The organism is Streptomyces griseochromogenes (assembly GCF_001542625.1).
In the GTDB taxonomy this organism is placed as follows: Bacteria; Actinomycetota; Actinomycetes; order Streptomycetales; family Streptomycetaceae; genus Streptomyces; species Streptomyces griseochromogenes.
This window is the reverse complement of record NZ_CP016279.1, coordinates 2,199,065-2,216,403: the sequence shown is the minus strand read 5'-3', so window position 1 is coordinate 2,216,403 and position 17,339 is coordinate 2,199,065. Positions and strand designations below refer to the sequence as shown.

15 protein-coding genes are annotated in these 17,339 nt (G+C 67.7%); 3 read left to right on the top strand and 12 right to left on the bottom strand.

What is annotated here, in order from left to right; translation table 11 throughout:
- Positions 1–186: 186 nt before the first annotated feature.
- The 4 genes from AVL59_RS10085 to AVL59_RS10070 all read right to left on the bottom strand — a co-directional run bounded on the left by AVL59_RS10085 (position 187) and on the right by AVL59_RS10070 (position 4,786).
- Positions 187–825 carry a DUF1707 SHOCT-like domain-containing protein gene (locus AVL59_RS10085; protein WP_208870345.1) on the bottom strand — a complete coding sequence of 213 codons (639 nt, stop codon included), beginning with the start codon at positions 823–825 and terminating at the stop codon, positions 187–189.
- A 333-nt stretch (positions 826–1,158) separates the two neighbouring features.
- Entirely contained in the window at positions 1,159–2,046 is an 888-nt protein-coding gene (locus tag AVL59_RS10080; RefSeq protein WP_208870344.1) for a ParB-like nuclease domain-containing protein, read from the bottom strand.
- Positions 2,047–2,908: 862 nt separating this feature from the next.
- A complete protein-coding gene (locus AVL59_RS10075) occupies positions 2,909–3,925 on the bottom strand; it encodes a methyltransferase (protein WP_067301768.1) in 1,017 nt (338 codons plus the stop codon).
- Positions 3,926–4,396: 471 nt separating this feature from the next.
- Positions 4,397–4,786, bottom strand: a complete 390-nt coding sequence (locus tag AVL59_RS10070; RefSeq protein WP_208870343.1) for a hypothetical protein — start codon at positions 4,784–4,786, stop codon at positions 4,397–4,399.
- A gap of 256 nt (positions 4,787–5,042) precedes the next feature.
- Here AVL59_RS10070 and AVL59_RS10065 point away from each other — a divergent pair, with 256 nt between their 5' ends.
- Complete coding sequence (locus AVL59_RS10065; RefSeq protein WP_067301762.1) at positions 5,043–5,810, top strand: thioesterase II family protein; 768 nt, start codon at positions 5,043–5,045, stop codon at positions 5,808–5,810.
- 110 nt (positions 5,811–5,920) lie between these two features.
- Here the strand turns inward: AVL59_RS10065 and htpG are convergent, their stop codons facing one another.
- The 6 genes from htpG to AVL59_RS10035 form a co-directional block, all read right to left on the bottom strand.
- Entirely contained in the window at positions 5,921–7,786 is a 1,866-nt protein-coding gene (gene htpG, locus AVL59_RS10060; RefSeq protein WP_067301759.1) for a molecular chaperone HtpG, read from the bottom strand.
- Positions 7,787–7,995: 209 nt separating this feature from the next.
- Positions 7,996–8,211, bottom strand: coding sequence for a biotin/lipoyl-binding carrier protein (locus AVL59_RS10055; RefSeq protein ID WP_237281469.1), 216 nt, complete (start codon positions 8,209–8,211; stop codon positions 7,996–7,998).
- A 39-nt stretch (positions 8,212–8,250) separates the two neighbouring features.
- Positions 8,251–8,475: a DUF5988 family protein gene (locus tag AVL59_RS10050; RefSeq protein WP_237281468.1), complete on the bottom strand. Its 225-nt coding sequence runs from the start codon at positions 8,473–8,475 to the stop codon at positions 8,251–8,253.
- Positions 8,476–8,524: 49 nt separating this feature from the next.
- On the bottom strand, positions 8,525–10,021 hold the full coding sequence (locus AVL59_RS10045; RefSeq protein ID WP_079146610.1) for an acyl-CoA carboxylase subunit beta: 1,497 nt from the start codon (positions 10,019–10,021) through the stop codon (positions 8,525–8,527).
- 118 nt (positions 10,022–10,139) lie between these two features.
- Positions 10,140–10,592, bottom strand: coding sequence for a cold-shock protein (locus tag AVL59_RS10040; RefSeq protein WP_067301751.1), 453 nt, complete (start codon positions 10,590–10,592; stop codon positions 10,140–10,142).
- 209 nt (positions 10,593–10,801) lie between these two features.
- On the bottom strand, positions 10,802–11,221 hold the full coding sequence (locus AVL59_RS10035; protein WP_079146609.1) for a cold-shock protein: 420 nt from the start codon (positions 11,219–11,221) through the stop codon (positions 10,802–10,804).
- 255 nt (positions 11,222–11,476) lie between these two features.
- On the opposite strand from AVL59_RS10035, the gene AVL59_RS10030 reads away from it, so the two are divergent.
- Positions 11,477–12,715: a trypsin-like serine peptidase gene (locus tag AVL59_RS10030; RefSeq protein WP_208870342.1), complete on the top strand. Its 1,239-nt coding sequence runs from the start codon at positions 11,477–11,479 to the stop codon at positions 12,713–12,715.
- 144 nt (positions 12,716–12,859) lie between these two features.
- Positions 12,860–14,056 carry a trypsin-like serine peptidase gene (locus tag AVL59_RS10025; protein WP_067301746.1) on the top strand — a complete coding sequence of 399 codons (1,197 nt, stop codon included), beginning with the start codon at positions 12,860–12,862 and terminating at the stop codon, positions 14,054–14,056.
- Positions 14,057–14,153: 97 nt separating this feature from the next.
- Here AVL59_RS10025 and hflX read toward each other — a convergent pair whose 3' ends face one another.
- Positions 14,154–15,647, bottom strand: a complete 1,494-nt coding sequence (hflX, locus tag AVL59_RS10020; RefSeq protein WP_067301743.1) for a GTPase HflX — start codon at positions 15,645–15,647, stop codon at positions 14,154–14,156.
- A 134-nt stretch (positions 15,648–15,781) separates the two neighbouring features.
- Entirely contained in the window at positions 15,782–17,293 is a 1,512-nt protein-coding gene (locus AVL59_RS10015; protein ID WP_067301741.1) for a M1 family metallopeptidase, read from the bottom strand.
- Positions 17,294–17,339: the final 46 nt, after the last annotated feature.

The window sequence follows — 17,339 nt, the reverse complement described above, 5'->3', positions numbered from 1 at the left end:
CAACGTAGCAGTTGAACACCTGATCGGCGGGCTGGAATGGAATACGGCAGCCCAGCATTGCAGGGAACAGGCAGAACGTAAAGAACGAGCGCGGCTCCGCCGTGACCTCGGTCACTGAGACCGGTTGGTCGGGGCGGAGCCGCGCTCAAATGTTTTCGGGTGCCGGCCGATGCCGGCCGGACGGATTCAGATGGCGCTTTCGCCGCGCATCCACTGGCCGAGTGTCCGCCGCGGGGGCCTGACCGCGATGTCGCCGCCGCGGATCCGGCCGGTCACCTCCACGCGCAGGACGACCGGCGCATTGCTTTCGTCGCGGAACTGGCGGATCTTGAAGTCGCCCAGGCGTACGGTCAGATCGTCCGCGTTCACCAGGATGCCGGGCTTGGTCACCAGCAGCAGGTCGGCGCCGATACCCAGGTCGACATCGATCGTCAGCTGGTCGTGGTTGATCACGGCTTCGGTGAAGTCGAGCTTCACGTCACCGGCGGTGATCCGGATCTCCATCCGGCGCGGGACCACCCAGGGTCCCGTGCGCTCGACGGTGCCAAGGCGCTGGTCGATCTTGATCAGGTCCTTGGACTGGGTGCTCGGCTCGGCGGGAGGAGCCGGCAGATCGGCGGTCAGCGCGGCCAGGTCCTTGACGGTGCGCGCGGTCAGGGCCGCCTCCACGCGCTCATCGAGCTCTTCGGCGGTGATCCGGCCGTCGCCCGCGGCGTCGCGCAGGATGTCCACGACCTGGTCCCGGTCCGCGTGCGAAACCCTCATGTCCGGTGTGGAACCGGGGTGGCCGGTGGCGTCGCCTGACAAAGACTGCTCGTCTGTCATGTGTTCACATCCTGATGACGTGCGGGGGGATATCGCGGTACCGATCCTCACGTTAGCTGATGAAGCACGGCACCGTAACGCGAAACGACGATCACACCGGACACAAATCCCCACCGATATCGGCCAATCGTCAAGCGATCGCCAAGACCGATGTGTCACCGTGCCGTTGACGGATACAAATCCAGCCACTGTTCGATGCCGAGCCCGCGCATGGTCGTCGACCACCGGGCAACGGGCAAGAACGAGGCCGGAGTCCGCATGGTCGAGGTGTGGACTCTGGCCTCGTTCCTCCCCCGTTCAGCCGGTCACCGCCCAACTGACCCGGGCAGCACACTATTCGGGGTTGACGATCCGTGCTCGTCTGTTCAACTCCTGGGCGAAATCTTCCCAGATCTGAGAGTTGGCGCGGGAGAGCTGTATGATCATTTCAAGACAGTGCGAGGGCACCGAGGCACAGATATCCGTCATCTCCTTGGCGCCGAGCACGTTCTCCTTGAACATCCGCAGCAGACGCCGGCCCAACTCGCTCTGCCGCAGCGAGGGATCACGCATGAGCTTTTCGAGTGTGGCGGTCGACGGAGGCCCCATCATCGACGCGTTCGGAACCGGCATGGGATCCCTCGGGGTTTCCGTCTCGGCACTTGCGGTTCCCCCTTGGCTGGGGACAGGTTCTTCACCGCGCTCCAGCCGCCGCCGCACATCGAGCGCCGTCGCGGGCGAAACCCCCGCCGTCCGGGCCACCTGACGCAGTGAAGCCTGCGGGTTCTCCCTGATCAGCTCCGCGACCCGCAGCCGCCCCTTCGCGCCGTTCAACGGACGGACCTTGCCGTCCCGGCCCACCCGGAAATTCGAATGCGGCACGGAGTCGGACGAGCGCCTCAGTTCCGCCACCGCCCGGGCTCCGAGACCGGTCGACTTGGCTATGGCACGATCCGACATGGTGGGGTGCGACTTGAGGATGCGCAGCGCCGCCGCGGTGCGATCGGCCTGCGACAGCGGGAGACCGTGCTCGACGTTCGCCTCGACCGCTTTCAGAAACGCTTCCTCGCGACTGCCGTCGAAGAACTCGACGTCAATCACTTTGTGCCCCTTGAGAGAGGCTGCCATCAAGCGGTGGATCCCATCGATCACCCGCATAGTTCTTCGATCGACCAGTATGGGCGGCAGCGCGGTCTCTATCGCCGCCAGCCGTAATACATGGACCTTGTCCTCACCCTTCAAGCGCGGAGAGTCACCCGGTAACACCTGGATAATCGGAACCGAGACGATCCCCGGCCCGACATCCTGGCATTCCTCCGCGCCAGTCGAAATAGTACTGCGGCCAACAAGGCCCATACTGCACCCCCATGACAACTACGACGAGTTATTTGCAGCAAAGAAGCAGCGGCTGCTTCATCCGACTCATCTCGTATGCCTGGAACCCGCAAGGCACATGTGAAACGTCGCGCGAAACCCCCGTAAGTCAATAGCTGGTCAGGCTATTATCAGATTGTTAGATGCCATCTACAGGTTAGCAGTCCGCTCTACCGACACGGAAGCTATGCCTACGGATTTGCGACTTCTTTAATGACTTACATTGAGCCCGTCCGGCACTACGCTCGGTAGTACTGAGTCCTGACGCTATTCTTATTTCTCTCAGCTCATGTCCGGTGGAACAGAGCGGAACTGCAGGGAACAGATCCGTGGCATTACCGTGAACTCCGCAGGGCATATATCATCTGCGCGTTGGCGATATCACCTGCGGGCTCATCCGGACGCTTCGAGTCTAACCCGTTCAACCCACACGACGGGGTGCGCCCGGCCGGTGTGTCACGCCAAAGAGAGGCAAACCGGCGGGGTCCCCCATCGAATCCTGGCCATGTCCTCTGGTCATGCGGACAGAGGGGCCCGAGTTTTCCGAGATGGAGAAACTGTGGAGACTCGATGAACGAGCACTTTCAGCCAGTTCTGTGCTCAGGAGGCTTCTGTGCATTCCGATCCGGGGAGGAACCGGAAGCGGGCCGCGGGCGGCGCAGGCGGCGGTCAACGACCGTTGAACTCGCCGCCCCCCGCGCGCGTTCACGCGTACCGGGTCGCCGCGGCCCTAGGGGGCCAGAGTGCAGGCGACCGCGCTCAGGTCCGGCGGCAGCGGGGTGATGGACACGACCTGGAGGCCCGCCTCCGCCGCCTCCCGGCGGATGTCGGCCTCGCTGCGCTCGCGCGTGTTCTTCTCGCCGATCACCATCTTGATCAGGGGACGCAGCGGGGCGCCCGGGTCGTGTTCACGCACCGGGTCCATCACCACCAGGGTCGGTGTGCGCTCCCCGTCGCCGGCCCGCATGGCCGCGCTGATGCTGCTCAGGATGCGTACGGCGCTCTCCGAACTCCAGTCGTGCAGCACGTTCTTCAGGATGTAGAGGTCGCCGCCGCCGGGACACTCCTCGAAGATGTCCGCGGGCCGGAACGTCAGCCGCTCGACGAGATCCTCGTCGCCGGACTCGCGCAGCGCGGCCTCCGCCCGCCGGCAGGTGTCCTCGCGGTCCACGCAGATGCCCTTGAGATGCGGGTGAGCCGCGAGAATTCCCTTGAGCAGTTCGCCGTTGCCGCCACCGACGTCGATCACCGTGCGCACGTTCTCGAACGGGTAGTGCTCGGCCACCATCGCCGCGACCGGACGGGCCGCCTCCTGCATGGCGCGGTCGAAGATGCGAGCGGTCTCGGGGTCCTGTTCCAGATACTCGTAAAGACCGACACCGAACCGGGCGTTGAGCGCCCCCTGCCCCGTCTGCACCGCTTCCAGCAGCGCGCCGCAGCCCTGTGCGTACAGGCCGGTGAGCAGCATGCACATGTGCCGCATGGACTGGGGATGGCGGGTTCGCAGCTGCTCGGAGAGGGGAGAGTTGGTGTAGCGGCCCTCCTCGTCCTGCGCGAAGACTCCCACCATGACCAGCGCCTTCATGACGGGCGTGATCGAGTCGGGCTGCACGCCGACGGCCTTGGCCAGTTCGGCGCTCGTGGCCGGCCCCTCTTCAAGGACATCCGCGACACCGAGCCGGGCCGCGACGCCGATTGCCGCCGAGATCCAGGACCCCAAGGCCAGGTCCACCAATGAAACGTCCATTGCCTCGTTCCTCTCCCGACTGCATGACAGAAAAAGTGCTGACAGGTTTGCTAATTCGTGCGGATTCTTTGAACTGGGGAAGTTGCCGAGGGGCCGACACGGCCCTGGAACGACTGAGCGGGGGGTGGTGGGGGGTGTCGTTCGCGATAAGCGGGCAGGGGGCCGACGATGACCAAGGGGCGCAACTCGCATCGCATATGCTATGGGAAACGGGGTGATCGGAACGCAGCGTTCAACCGGGCCCGCTGTTCAACCCCGAGATGGAAAGCGCGGGCTGCGCCGATGCGCGTTCAACCGTCGTGCCACATCGGTTGAACGGCCACTGCCGAACCGGGCAGATCATGACAGATGTATGACAACGCAGCGAAGCTCCGGTTGTTCCGGGCGACTTCGGACAGTCGCCCCGGCAACCGGAGCTTCGCTGTGTTCGTGGCGACCGCTCTTGGCGGTCCGTCACCTGATGGCGGCGGGCTATGCCTCGTCCGCTGCGGCGGCCTTCTTGGTGCCGCGCTTCTTGGCGGGCGCCTTCCTCTCGGACGCCTTCTCGACGGCCGATCCCTCGACCACCTCGCCGACCACGACACGGGAGTCGTCGGCCGGAGCCTGCGGCACGGCCGGGACGGTGAGGCCGGGCACGGTGAGGTCCGGAACCTTCTTCACCGTCTCGAGGGCCGATTCGATCGCCTCGGCCAGGGAGGGCGCGGCCGCGTCATCGAAATCAATCTTCGTGACGGCGACGTCCGCATTGGTCGGGAGTGAGTCAGTCACGAAAGTCGCGTCGGAGAATCCAGCCTCCTGCAGGACTGCCGACTCGTCGTCGGTGATCTGCCGGCTGAGAACCAGGGAGAATTTGTGCCCCACGTACGTCACCTCTCAATGTCGCCACGTAATTCGGAACAGTAACCAGGCTCATGGGACGACGCAACAGGCGGCCACATGCCCTCGATGAGATAACTATCATCAAGGCCGCAGTCCGGTCTCCGTTCAACTGCGCCATTCTGGCAGTTGAGCGCGTAACCGCAGATAGGGCGGGATCCGTCGTCCTTGCAGGCGTTCCGGCAATTCGCTATGTTCTGGTACCACTTAATGATCCGGTGTGACTACTTTCTGGAGTGGCATGTCTCAGCCTTCGCCCGGAGATGAACTGTGGTGTCGCCGTTTTCACCCGGCCAAAAACCCGGCTGCTCGGCTGGTATGCCTCCCGCACGCGGGCGGGTCGGCTCCTTTCTACCTCCCGGTGGCGGCGGCGCTGAGCCCTGATGTCGATGTCGTCGCCATCCAGTACCCCGGCCGGCAGGACCGCCGTACGGAACAGCCCGTCGAGGACCTCGCGATACTCGCCGACCGCATATACGAGGTGCTCCGCCGCCAGCCGGAGCTCCCGCTCACCTTCCTCGGTCACAGCATGGGGGCCGTTCTCGGCTTCGAGCTGACCCGCCGTCTGGAGGCCGACGGGCACGGTCCGGTGCGGCTGTTCGCCTCCGGGCGCCGGGCGCCTTCGACGTACCGGGAGGAGAACACGCATCGCAGTGACGAGACGATCCTGGCCGAGGTGCGCCGGCTGAGCGGCACCGCGTCGGCGCTGCTCGGTGACGAGGAGATGATGCGGGCCGCGCTGCCCGCGCTCCGCGCGGACTACAAGGCGGTGGAGACCTACCGTTGTGAGCCCGGGGTCACCGTGGACTGCCCGATCACCGTGCTGACCGGCGACAGCGATCCCAAGACGACCCTGGACGAGGCGAAGGCCTGGGCCCAGCACACGACGGGATCACTCGATCTGCGTGTGTTCACCGGTGGGCACTTCTTCATCAGCGACCGGAGCAAAGAGGTCCTCCAGGTTCTGGAGCAGCACTTCCAGGCCGAACGCGCTCGCACCGTCGGCTGACGGACGGCGGCCGCCGCTGCCGCCTTCACGTTTCATGGCCCCGCAACCACCCGGTCGTTCCGGGTGGTTGCGGGGCCATCCGCATATCGGGACCGCGGGCGGTCAGGACGTCACACGGTCCTGGCGAGGCGGTCGGCCAGCAGCTTGGCGAAGCGTGCCGGGTCGGCCAGGTCGCCGCCTTCCGCGAGCAGCGCGGTGCCGTACAGCAGCTCGGCCGTCTCGGTGAGCGCCGGGTCGTCGGCGCGCTCCTCGTGCGCGGACCTCAGCCCGCTGACCAGCGGGTGCTCGGGGTTCAGCTCGAGGATGCGCTTGACCGGCGGGACCTGCTGGCCCATCGCCCTGTACATCTTCTCCAGGGTCGGCGTCATGCCGTCGACATCACTGACCAGGCACGCCGGCGAGTTGGTGAGCCGGGTCGTCAACCGGACGTCCTTCACTTCGTCGAGCGCCTCGCTCAGCCACGTCAGCAGCGCGGCGTACGCACCGGACTTCTCCTCGGACAGCTCCTCGTCCGAGGGCAGGTCGACCGCGCCGCGCGCGACCGACTGGAACTCCTTGCCCTCGTAAGCCTGCACCGCCTCGACCCAGATCTCGTCCACCGGGTCGGTGAGCAGCAGGACCTCGTACTCCTTGGCCCGGAACGCCTCCATGTGCGGGGAGTTCTCGATCTGTGCGCGGCTTTCGCCGGTCATGAAGTAGATCTTGTCCTGGCCGTCCTTCATCCGGGCCACGTAGTCGGCCAGGCTGGTCGGCTCGTCGGAGGCGGTGGAGGCGAACGACGCGATGTCCAGGATCGCCTTGTGGTCCTCGGTGCCGCTGAGCAGGCCCTCCTTGACGGCGGGACCGAACTCGCGCCAGAACGTGCGGTACTTCTCCGCGTCGTTCTTCATGAGGTCCTTGATGGTCGACAGGACCTTCTTCGCGAGGCGGCGGCGGATCAGCTGGATGTGCCGGTCCTGCTGGAGGATCTCGCGGGAGATGTTCAGCGACAGGTCGGCCGCGTCCACGACTCCCTTGACGAAGCGGAGGTGGTCGGGCAGCAGCTCGCGGCTGTCCTCCATGATGAACACGCGCTTGACGTACAGCTGGACACCGTGGCTGCCGTCACGCTGGAAGAGGTCGTGCGGGGCGCGCGAGGGAATGAAGAGCAGGGCCTCGTACTCGAAGGTGCCCTCGGCCCGCATCTGGATGATCTCCAGCGGGTCGGTCCAGTCGTGGGTGACGTGGCGGTAGAACTCCCGGTACTCCTCGTCCTCGACCTCGGAACGCGGCCGCGCCCACAGGGCCTTCATCGAGTTGAGGGTGTCGTCCCCCATCCTGATGGGGAAGGAGATGAAGTCCGAGTACCGCTTGACGATCTCCCGGATCTTCCAGTCCTCGGTGTAGTCGTAGAGCGCGTCCTCCTCGTCCTTGGGACGCAGGTGGACGGTGACCGACGTGCCTTCCGGCGCGTCCTCGACGGTCTCGATGGTGTATGTGCCGCTGCCGTCCGACTCCCAGCGCGTACCCGCCTCTTCGCCGGCCTTGCGGGTGAGCAGGGTGACGTTGTCGGCGACCATGAAGGTCGAGTAGAAGCCGACGCCGAACTGGCCGATGAGCTCGGCCGATTCCCTGTTCTCGCCGTTCTGGCCGTTCTCGCGGCTCTCCCGGCTTTCCCGCAGCTTGCGCAGGGTCTCCGCGGTACCGGACCGGGCGATCGTGCCGATGAGCCCCACGACGTCGTCGCGCGACATGCCGATGCCGTTGTCCCGCACGGTCAGCGTGCGGGCGTCCTTGTCCGTCTCGATGGCGATGTGGAGGTCGTCGGCCCTGAGACTCTCGTCCTTGAGACCGGCGAGGCGCCGTTTGTCCAGGGCGTCGGAGGCATTGGAGATGAGTTCGCGCAGGAAGATGTCCTTGTTCGAGTAGATCGAATGGACCATCAACTGCAGCAGCTGCCGCGCTTCGGCCTGAAACTCCAGCGTCTCGGTGCTCATGGGTTCCTTTCTGGTCGAGTGAGGGGTGCGAGCACGCGCGCCCCTTCGAAATCTGACACACCGGCAATGGTCCGGACAACCGGCCCTCGGAAAAGGGCCCCGCGTCCTTGAGGCCCCACACCGAAGCCGTGCACCGCCCAGGGCTCGGACGGTGCACGGCTTCGGCGTGAGGGTCGTGCTCCTGCGGGGCCGTGCCCCGGTCGTCCCGTCTACTGGCCGATCACCGCGAGGAGGTCGCCCTCCTGCACAGTGTCGCCGGGGGCGACCTGAACCTTCATGATCCGGCCGCCGTTCTCGGCGAGAACGGGGATCTCCATCTTCATCGATTCGAGAATGACCAGCGCCTCGCCCTCCGCGATGGCGTCTCCGGCCGCGGTGAGCACCTCGCTCACGACGGCGACGATCTCAGCTCGTACCTCTTCCACCACCGGCTCCCTGGGGTGCGCGATTGCCTGTGCGGCGCGTCACTCGGCCACGTAGGTGCTGTGGGTCCACACGAAGACCCGCAGTTCGCGGTCGTCGACGCGAGTGATCTCGGAACTGGCCTCGAAGTGCTCGTAGCGGTTGCCGCGCGGAATCTTGACCTTGCTCACGTCGAGATCCGGGAGGTAGTGCAGCCGCTCCTCGCCGGCGACCGCCGCGGCGGGGGCGCCGGTGAGGAACACGTTGGGTGCACCGTTGTCGTCCATGATCATCCTCACTCTCTGGACTTGCGGGTTCCAGCTTTCGTCCGGACTCTCACAGCGGGATGTTCCCGTGCGTACCGCGTCGGCAGGGCTCGGCGGCGAAGACCTCCGCCACCGCGGCCCGGGTCCGTGCCGGGGCGATGACCTCGTCGATCACCCCGAGCGCGAGTCCCCGGTCGACACCGCCGGCGAGTCGTTTCTGTTCCTCGACGAGCCGCGCGCGCAGCTCCTCGCGCTCCGCTTCGGGCGCGGCGGCGAGGGCCTTGCGGTGCAGGATGCCCACGGCCGACTCGGCGCCCATCACGGCGACTTCGGCATCGGGCCAGGCGAACACCTTGGTGGCGCCGAGGGAACGGGAGTTCATGGCGATGTAGGCACCGCCGTAGGACTTGCGGGTGACCACCGAGACACGGGGTACGACCGCTTCGGCGAAGGCGTACAGCAGTTTCGCCCCGCGCCTGACGACTCCGCCCCACTCCTGGGCCACACCGGGCAGATAGCCGGGCACGTCGATCAGGCTGAGCAGCGGGACCCCCATGGAGTCACACAGCCGTACGAAGCGCGCGGCCTTCTCCGCGCTCAGCGAGTCCAGGCAACCGCCCTTGCGCAACGGGTTGTTGGCGACGACTCCCACGGTCTGGCCGGCGAGCCGGCCGAGGCCGGTCACGACGTTCGGCGCCCACTTGGCATGGAACTCCTCGAAGGAGCCCCGCTCGCTCGTGCCGCCGCCCGGATACCCGGGGTCGGTGTCGAGGATGCCGGTCACCAGCGGCCGTACGTCGTAGGCCCGCCGGGGTGAGGAGGGCAGCAGCGCCCGCAGGTCACGGTCCGGGCCCACCGCTTCCAGGTCGACTTTTCCGGGGACGGCGAGCAGGGAGGTCACATGCCGGGTGCGCGCGTAGGCGTCCTCCTCGGAGTCGGCCACGATGTGTGTGACTCCGGACTTGCGGCCGTGCGCCTCCGTTCCGCCCAGACCTTCCATGTCGATCTGCTCGCCGGTCACGCTGCGCACCACGTCCGGGCCGGTCACGAAGATCCGGCCGGCGGGTGCCATGACGACCACGTCCGTGAGTGCGGGCCCGTATGCGGCGCCGCCGGCGGCCGCGCCGAGCACCACGGAGATCTGGGGGATCCGGCCCGAGGCACGGACGGTCGCCGCGAAGATCCGGCCGATTCCGTCCATCGCCTCGATGCCGTCGGCGAGTTTGGCTCCGCCGGAGTGCCACAGGCCGATGACCGGGCGGCTCTCCCGCAGAGCGAGATCGATGGCGTCCGCGATGCGGCGGCACTCGTCGAACCCGACGGCTCCGCCCATCACGCGGGCGTCCGTGCAGAACGCGATGACGTCCACGCCGTGGACCCGGCCGGAGGCCACCGCCGTGCTGATCGCGTCACTGTCGTGGACGACCGTGAGGGATCCCTCGTCCAGCAGCCGCGCGAGCCGGATCAGCGGGTCGCGCGGGTTCTCCTCGGCGAGGGCCTGGCGACCGCTCGGCCCGCCCCCGGTGCCCGCCGGCCCCGGCGGGGCGGCTGTGGGCAGCTCCGTCATGGCATTTCCCCTCTCCATGGGTTGATTCGCTCGCACCGAAAAGGGAAGGGCCGGGTGCAACGGGGGGTGCACCCGGCCCTGGTCTGCATGCGGACGCCTGGGCCGTCCGTTCGTCCTGTCAGTCCTCGACCCAGCCGTGGCGCTTGCCGAACAGGACGAGGTGCTTGCGCATGGCGAGGATCTGCTGCCCCGTCAGTTCCGGGACGGAGGTCAGCAGAAGCTCGGTCACCTCTCGTGTGTACTCGGCCGAGCCGAGCACGTCGCACATCGTTTCCTGGCCCTCCGCGGACGACGATTCGCCCGCCGTGCCCACGGACGGCGCGGGGGTCCGCAGGCCGGGCACCACTGCCTGCACCGACGGACTCTGCGTCTCCGCGAGCCGGACCGAAGAGGCCTTCAGCCCTCGGTCACCGTCCTCGACCTCGAACTCCACCGTGAGTCCCGAGCGCACCGTCGCCTCGGGAATGAGCAGATCGTTCACATGCAAGAAGACGTCTTCCCCGCCCTGCTCCGGCGCGATGAATCCATACCCACGCATCCCGTCGAACCGGATCACTCGACCGACAGCCATCCCCAAAACCCCTAACTCCGGGCACCTTGCCCAACACCTTGCGCTGGATCGTAACAACGCACATCACCACGGTTCTTGCGCCAGTTGAACACCTCATTCACCACGGCCGGGTGACACGGCAACGTTGTCCGCATTCACGGCGCAGTGCGATCCCGACGAGGTTGAACACGCTCTCAAGAGGGGGTGCTTCGGGGTGGCCGCGGGCCGGTTCAGCCCTCGACCCATCCGTGGCCGCGCCCGAATTCCACGACACGGCGCCGGATGAGCAGGATCTGCTCGGCGGTGAGCGTGGGTGCCGCGGCCAGCAGCAGTTCCGTGATCTCCCGGCTGAGTTCCTCCTGGGAGAACACATCACACAACGGTTCTCCGTCGTCTCCCACGGTGCCGTGCTGCACCGGCACGGATTTCAGGGACTTGTGGTCCACACCCTCGGGGAGCCGGACCGACGTGGCCCGCAGACCCCGGTCACCCTCTTCGATCTCGAATTCGACCTGGAGACCGGAACGGAGGTATTCCTCTGGAATCATCAAGTCGTTCACATGGAGGAAAACATCTTCTCCGCCGTGCGCCGGGGCGATGAATCCATAACCCCGCACATTGTCGAAACGCACCACTCGACCCGCAACCACAGCCACTTCCACACTTCCACAGAACTTGGACACCACTACACGAGCTTGACCCCGTTGTGCGCGCCCCCGGCGCGCGCCGCCGATGGTATCGGGTGGCCGACGACGAGGACAGTCCCGGGATGACGGGCTGGTCAGACGGCTTGTAGCCGAACCGTTGCCGTACCGTCGGAACTCCCCCACAGCGACCACATAGTGTGTGGTCCCGTTGTCAGGGCCGAAGCGCCGAGTTCCTTTACAGCAGGGGGAGTCACCACCATGCGATCCATACGGCCGTCGTTCACCGTTCGCCGAGGGAGGGGCGCGCCGCGCCGGACCTCCCCCGTGCTGGCGACGGTCGCTCTCGTCTCCACGCTCGCGCTGACGGCCACCGCGTGCAACGGCGACGGTGACGACAACGCCAACGGTCAGCCGACCGCGAGCGCGACCGCCGGCGGGTCCGGCGACGGAAAGATCAAGATCCCGGACGACATCAAGAACAAGCTCAAAGAGCACGGGATCGACATCGACAAGTGGAAGCACGGCGCCTGGAAGAACTGGAACCGGGACGACTGGCTGCGCGAGGCCAACGACTTCATCAACCCGATCATCAAGGGTCTGTGGGACCCGGACCGGATGCGGGGCGCCAACGACCCGGACAAGGACAAGGGTGTCGACGACAACGACATCTCCGGTGACCAGGGGGTGACGGATCCGACGCCGCAGCCGGTGAAGGCGCGGGCGGTCCAGCCGCCGTACCACACCAATGCTGCCACGTCGGGCAAGGTGTTCTTCGATTCCCCCGAGGGCACCATGGTCTGCTCGGCGACGGTCGTCGAGGACCCGGCGCACCCGGGCAAGTCCAACCTCATCTGGACGGCGGGCCACTGTGTGCACGCCGGCCAGAAGGGCGGCTGGTACCGCAACATCGCCTTCGTGCCGTCGTACAACAACCAGGGCAAGCCGGCCGCCGAGCTGCAGCACGCCTCCCGGTCCGAGGTCGCCCCGTACGGCGTCTGGTGGGCCGACGCGGCCAAGACCTCGCAGCAGTGGATCGACCAGGGCGGCGAGACCGGCGGCAAGGGCGCCTCGTACGACTTCGCCGTCATCCATGTGACGCCGGAGCAGGGCAACGCCGGCAAGTCGCTGGAGGAGACGGTCGGCGGCGCGCTTCCGGTGAACTTCAACGCCCCGGCCGTGCCGAAGGTGAAGAGCATCACGGCCACCGGCTACCCGGCGGCGCCCCCGTACGACGGTCAGCTGGCGTACCAGTGCCAGGACAAGCCGGGCCGGCTGTCGATCGCCAAGAACGACCCGACGATGTACCGGATCGGCTGCACGATGACCGGCGGCTCCTCCGGCGGCGGCTGGGTGGAGGCGGGCGCGGACGGCAAGCCCGCGCTGGTGTCCAACACGTCCATCGGCCCGGTGTCCTCGGGCTGGCTGGCCGGTCCCCGGCTGGGTGATGTGGCCAAGAACGTGTACCAGTCGGTGAGCAAGAAGTTCGCCGGGCAGTAGGCGCCTGAGCGGTTCACCCGCACATCGGGGGGATGGGCGGCGGCGCGGCGCCTCACGGAAACCTTCACCGCCTCGCCGCCGTCCGTCCCCAACTCCACGGGCATAGTGGGGTGTCAGCAACATTTCATCGGGGGTCATCGCACCATGCGTTCCACACCTGGGTCCTCGGCGCGTCCGCGCCGTACCGTCCTCGCCGCGACCGGTCTCGTCGCGGTCCTGGCACTCACCGCCACCGCCTGCAACGGCTCCGGCGACGACAAGGCGAGCGGCCGGCCGGGCGCTTCGGCCTCGCAGGCCGACGACGGCGGCAAGGTCCGCATTCCCGCCGACATCGCGAACAAGCTGAAGCAGCACGGGATCGATGTCGACAAGTGGCAGCACGGCGGCTGGAAGGACTGGGACAAGAACAAGTGGCTCAGTGAGGCCAAGGACTTCGTCAACCCGGTGATCGCCGGTCTGTGGAAGCCGGAGCGGATGAAGTCCGCGAAGGAGGCCAACAAGACGGTCACCGCCAAGGACGCCGCCGCCGACCAGGGCGTCAGCGACCCGGAGCCGCGGCCCGTGCAGGCCCGGCCGGAGAAGACGCCGTACCACGACAACGCGGCACCCGTGGGCAAGGTCTTCTTCGACTCGCCCGAGGGCCACATGGTCTGCTCCGGCACGGTGATCAAGGACGTCAACCACCCGGGCAAGTCCAACCTGGTGTGGACGGCGGGCCACTGCGTGCACGCCGGAAAGGACGGTGGCTGGTACCGCAACATCGCCTTCGTGCCGTCGTACAACGACCTCGGCAAGTCCGAGGCGGACCTGGCGAACGCGAACGCCTCGCAGGTCGCCCCCTACGGCACCTGGTGGGCGGACTGGGCGTCGACGTCGAACCAGTGGATCCAGGGCGGCTCGGAGACGGGCGGCGCGGGCGCGGCGTACGACTACGCGGTGCTGCATGTGAAGCCCGAGGCCGGGTCGAAGTCGCTGGAGGAGACGGTCGGGGCTGCCCTCGACGTCGACTTCTCGGCGCCGTCCGCGGCCGCGGCGGCGAGCATGGGCGCCTGGGGCTACCCGGCGGCTCCGCCGTACAACGGGCTGAAGATGTTCAAGTGCATCGACCGGCCGGGCCGGCTCTCGCTGAGCCCGACGCTGCCGACGATGTACCGGATCGGCTGCACGATGACCGGCGGCTCCTCCGGCGGCGGCTGGTTCCGCGTGGTGAACGGCAAGACCGAGCTGGTGTCCAACACCTCCATCGGTCCGTCGGACAACACCTGGCTGGCGGGCCCGCAGCTGGGGCGGACGGCCGAGGCGCTCTACCAGAACATGAGCAGGACGTACGGCGGCCGGTGACCGCACCGGTGCCGGTACGGCCCGCACCTCGGGTACGACCCGCATGACGAAGGCCCGCCACCCGGGAGAGGGTGGCGGGCCTTCGTGCCGTGCGGGGTCAGGCCGCGGACGCGGGCGCGTAGGGCGCCAGGTCCGCCGCCAGTTCCTCGTGCACCCGGACCTTGAGCAGGGTGCCCTCCGCGGTGTGCTCCTCGGAGATCACCTCGCCCTCGGTGTGGGCGCGGGCGACCAGCTTGCCGTGCGTGTACGGTACGAGCGCCTCGATCTCGACCGAGGGGCGGGGCAGGTCGCTGTCGATCAGGGCGAGCAGCTCCTCGATGCCCAGGCCGGTACGGGCCGACACCGCGATGGAGCGCTTCTCGACCCGCAGCAGCCGCTGGAGGACCAGCGGGTCGGCCGCGTCCGCCTTGTTGATCACGACGATCTCGGGTACGTGGGTGGCGCCGACGTCCCTGATCACCTCGCGGACGGCGGCCAGCTGCTCCTCCGGCACCGGATGCGAGCCGTCCACCACGTGCAGGATCAGGTCGGCGTCGCCGACCTCCTCCATGGTGGAGCGGAACGCCTCGACCAGGTGGTGCGGCAGATGCCGGACGAAGCCGACCGTGTCGGCCAGGGTGTACAGCCGGCCGCTCGGGGTCTCCGCGCGGCGCACGGTCGGGTCCAGGGTCGCGAACAGGGCGTTCTCGACCAGGACGCCGGCGCCCGTGAGGCGGTTGAGCAGGGAGGACTTGCCGGCGTTGGTGTAGCCCGCGATGGCGACGGACGGCACCTTGTTGCGCCTGCGCTCCTGGCGCTTGATCTCGCGGCCGGTCTTCATCTCCGCGATCTCCCGGCGCATCTTCGCCATCTTCTCGCGGATCCGTCGCCGGTCCGTCTCGATCTTGGTCTCACCGGGACCACGGGTGGCGAGGCCGCCGCCCTTGCCGCCGCCCATCTGGCGGGACAGGGACTGGCCCCAGCCGCGCAGTCTGGGCAGCATGTACTGCATCTGCGCGAGCGAGACCTGCGCCTTGCCCTCTCGGGACTTGGCGTGCTGGGCGAAGATGTCGAGGATCAGGGCCGTACGGTCGATGACCTTGACCTTGACGACGTCCTCCAGCTGGATCAGCTGGCCCGGGCTCAGCTCACCGTCGCAGACGACCGTGTCGGCGCCCGTCTCGATGACGATGTCGCGCAGCTCCAGCGCCTTGCCGGAGCCGATGTAGGTGGCCGCGTCGGGCTTGTCACGGCGCTGGATCACGCCGTCGAGCACGACCGCGCCCGCCGTCTCCGCGAGGGCGGCCAGCTCCGCGAGGGAGTTGTCCGCGTCCTGCGCGGTACCGGTGGTCCACACCCCGACGAGCACGACCCGCTCCAGGCGGAGCTGTCGGTACTCGACCTCGGTGACGTCCTCCAGCTCGGTGGAAAGGCCCGCCACACGGCGCAGGGCCGCGCGCTCGGAGCGGTCGAACTGGTCGCCGTCCCGCTCGCCGTCGATCTCGTGGCTCCAGGCGACGTCCTCTTCCATCAGGGCATCGGCCCGAAGACCTTCGGGATAGTCGTGCGCGAGGCGCTTGGTGTCCTGGGAAGGGGAAGAAGAGGAGGTCATTGGATCCTTACGTCGATGGGAATGCCGCTCAGGCGGTCATAGGGTAGAACGCGCGAGCACCCCGGGGGATTCCCGTGCTCCGTGCCGCGCCGACCTGACGATGGTCGCACGGCACGGCCCGTCTCGTCACCGCCTTATTTCCGGGCCCGGCCCTTGCCCGCCTTGGCCTCCTTGGCCGGTTCCGTGGGCTTCCAGTCCGGGTGGCCGGGCATCGGCGGGGTCTTGTCGCCGTAGAGCCAGGCCTTGAAGAAGCCGTTCAGATCACGGCCGGCGACGGTCGAGGCGAGACGGACGAAGTCGGCGGTGGACGCGGTGGAGTCCCGGTGCTCCTGGACCCACGTCCGCTCCAGGCGCTCGAAGGCCGGCCCGCCGATCTCCTGGCGCAGGGCGTACAGCACCAGCGCCGCGCCGTCGTAGATGTTGGGGCGGAAGATGCTGATCTTCTGGCCGGGCGCGGGCCCCTTGGGCATCGCGGGCGGGCCTCCGGCCTCACGCCAGCGGTCGGAGGAGCCGTAGGCGGCCTTCATCCGGTCGTCCAGGGACTTGTGCGCCTTCTCCTGCGCGTAGAGGGCCTCGTACCAGGTGGCGTGCCCCTCGTTCAGCCACACGTCGGACCAGGTGCGCGGGCTGACGCTGTCGCCGAACCACTGGTGGGACAGCTCGTGCACCATGATCGACTCGATGTACCACTGCGGGTAGGCGGGCTCGGTGAACACATGTTTCTCGAAGAGCGAGAGGGTCTGTGTCTCCAGTTCGAAGCCGGTGGAGGCCTGCGCCATGAGCACGCCGTACGTCTCGAACGGGAACCTGCCGACCTTGCTCTCCAGCCAGGCGATCTGGTCGGGTGTCTTCGCGAGCCAGGGTTCGAGCGCCTTGCGGTCGGCGCTGGGCACGACGTCCCTCAGCACAAGCCCGTGCGGTCCCTCGCGGCGCACGACGGCGGAGCGGCCGATGGACACCTGGGCGAGTTCGGTGGCCATGGGGTGCTGGGTGCGGTAGGTCCAGGTCGTGGAGTCGCCGACCCGGTCCTTGCCGGCCGGGACGCCGTTGGCGACGACGGTGTAGCCGTTCGGGGCGGTGACCCGGAAGGTGAACATCGCCTTGTCGGAGGGGTGGTCGTTGGACGGGAAGACCAGGTGGGCGGCGTCGGCCTGGTTCGCCATGGCGAGGCCGTCGGAGGTCTGCACCCAGCCGCCGTCCTGGTCCTTGGCGGCGACGGGTTCGCTGGTGTGCTTCACGGTGATCCGCGTCCAGCTGTCCTCGTGCAGGGGTCTGTCCGGCGTGACGACCAGGTCCTCGCCCGCGCTGGTGAAGGTGGCGGGGCGGCCGTCGACCTGCACGGACTTGACGGTGCCGTGGGCGAAGTCGAGGTTGATGCGGTCCAGGTCCGCGGTGGTCCAGGCGTCGATGGTGGTGACGGCCTCCAGCGGCTTGTCGTTGGTGCCGCCATAGGTGAGGGAGAGGTCGTACGACGCCACGTCGTATCCCGGGTTGCCCAGGTACGGGAAGAGCCGGTCTCCGACGCCCAGGGGCTGGGCCGGGGCGGTGGCGGCGAGGAGGCAGACGGAGACGGCGGAGGCGAGGAGGGCGGCCCTCCAGCGCCGGGCGGGCCGGCGTCGCGGGCACGGGCGGGGGTTGAGCAGCATGCATCACGGCTACCAGCGCGCGCGTGCGCGGCGGCGACGACGCGCT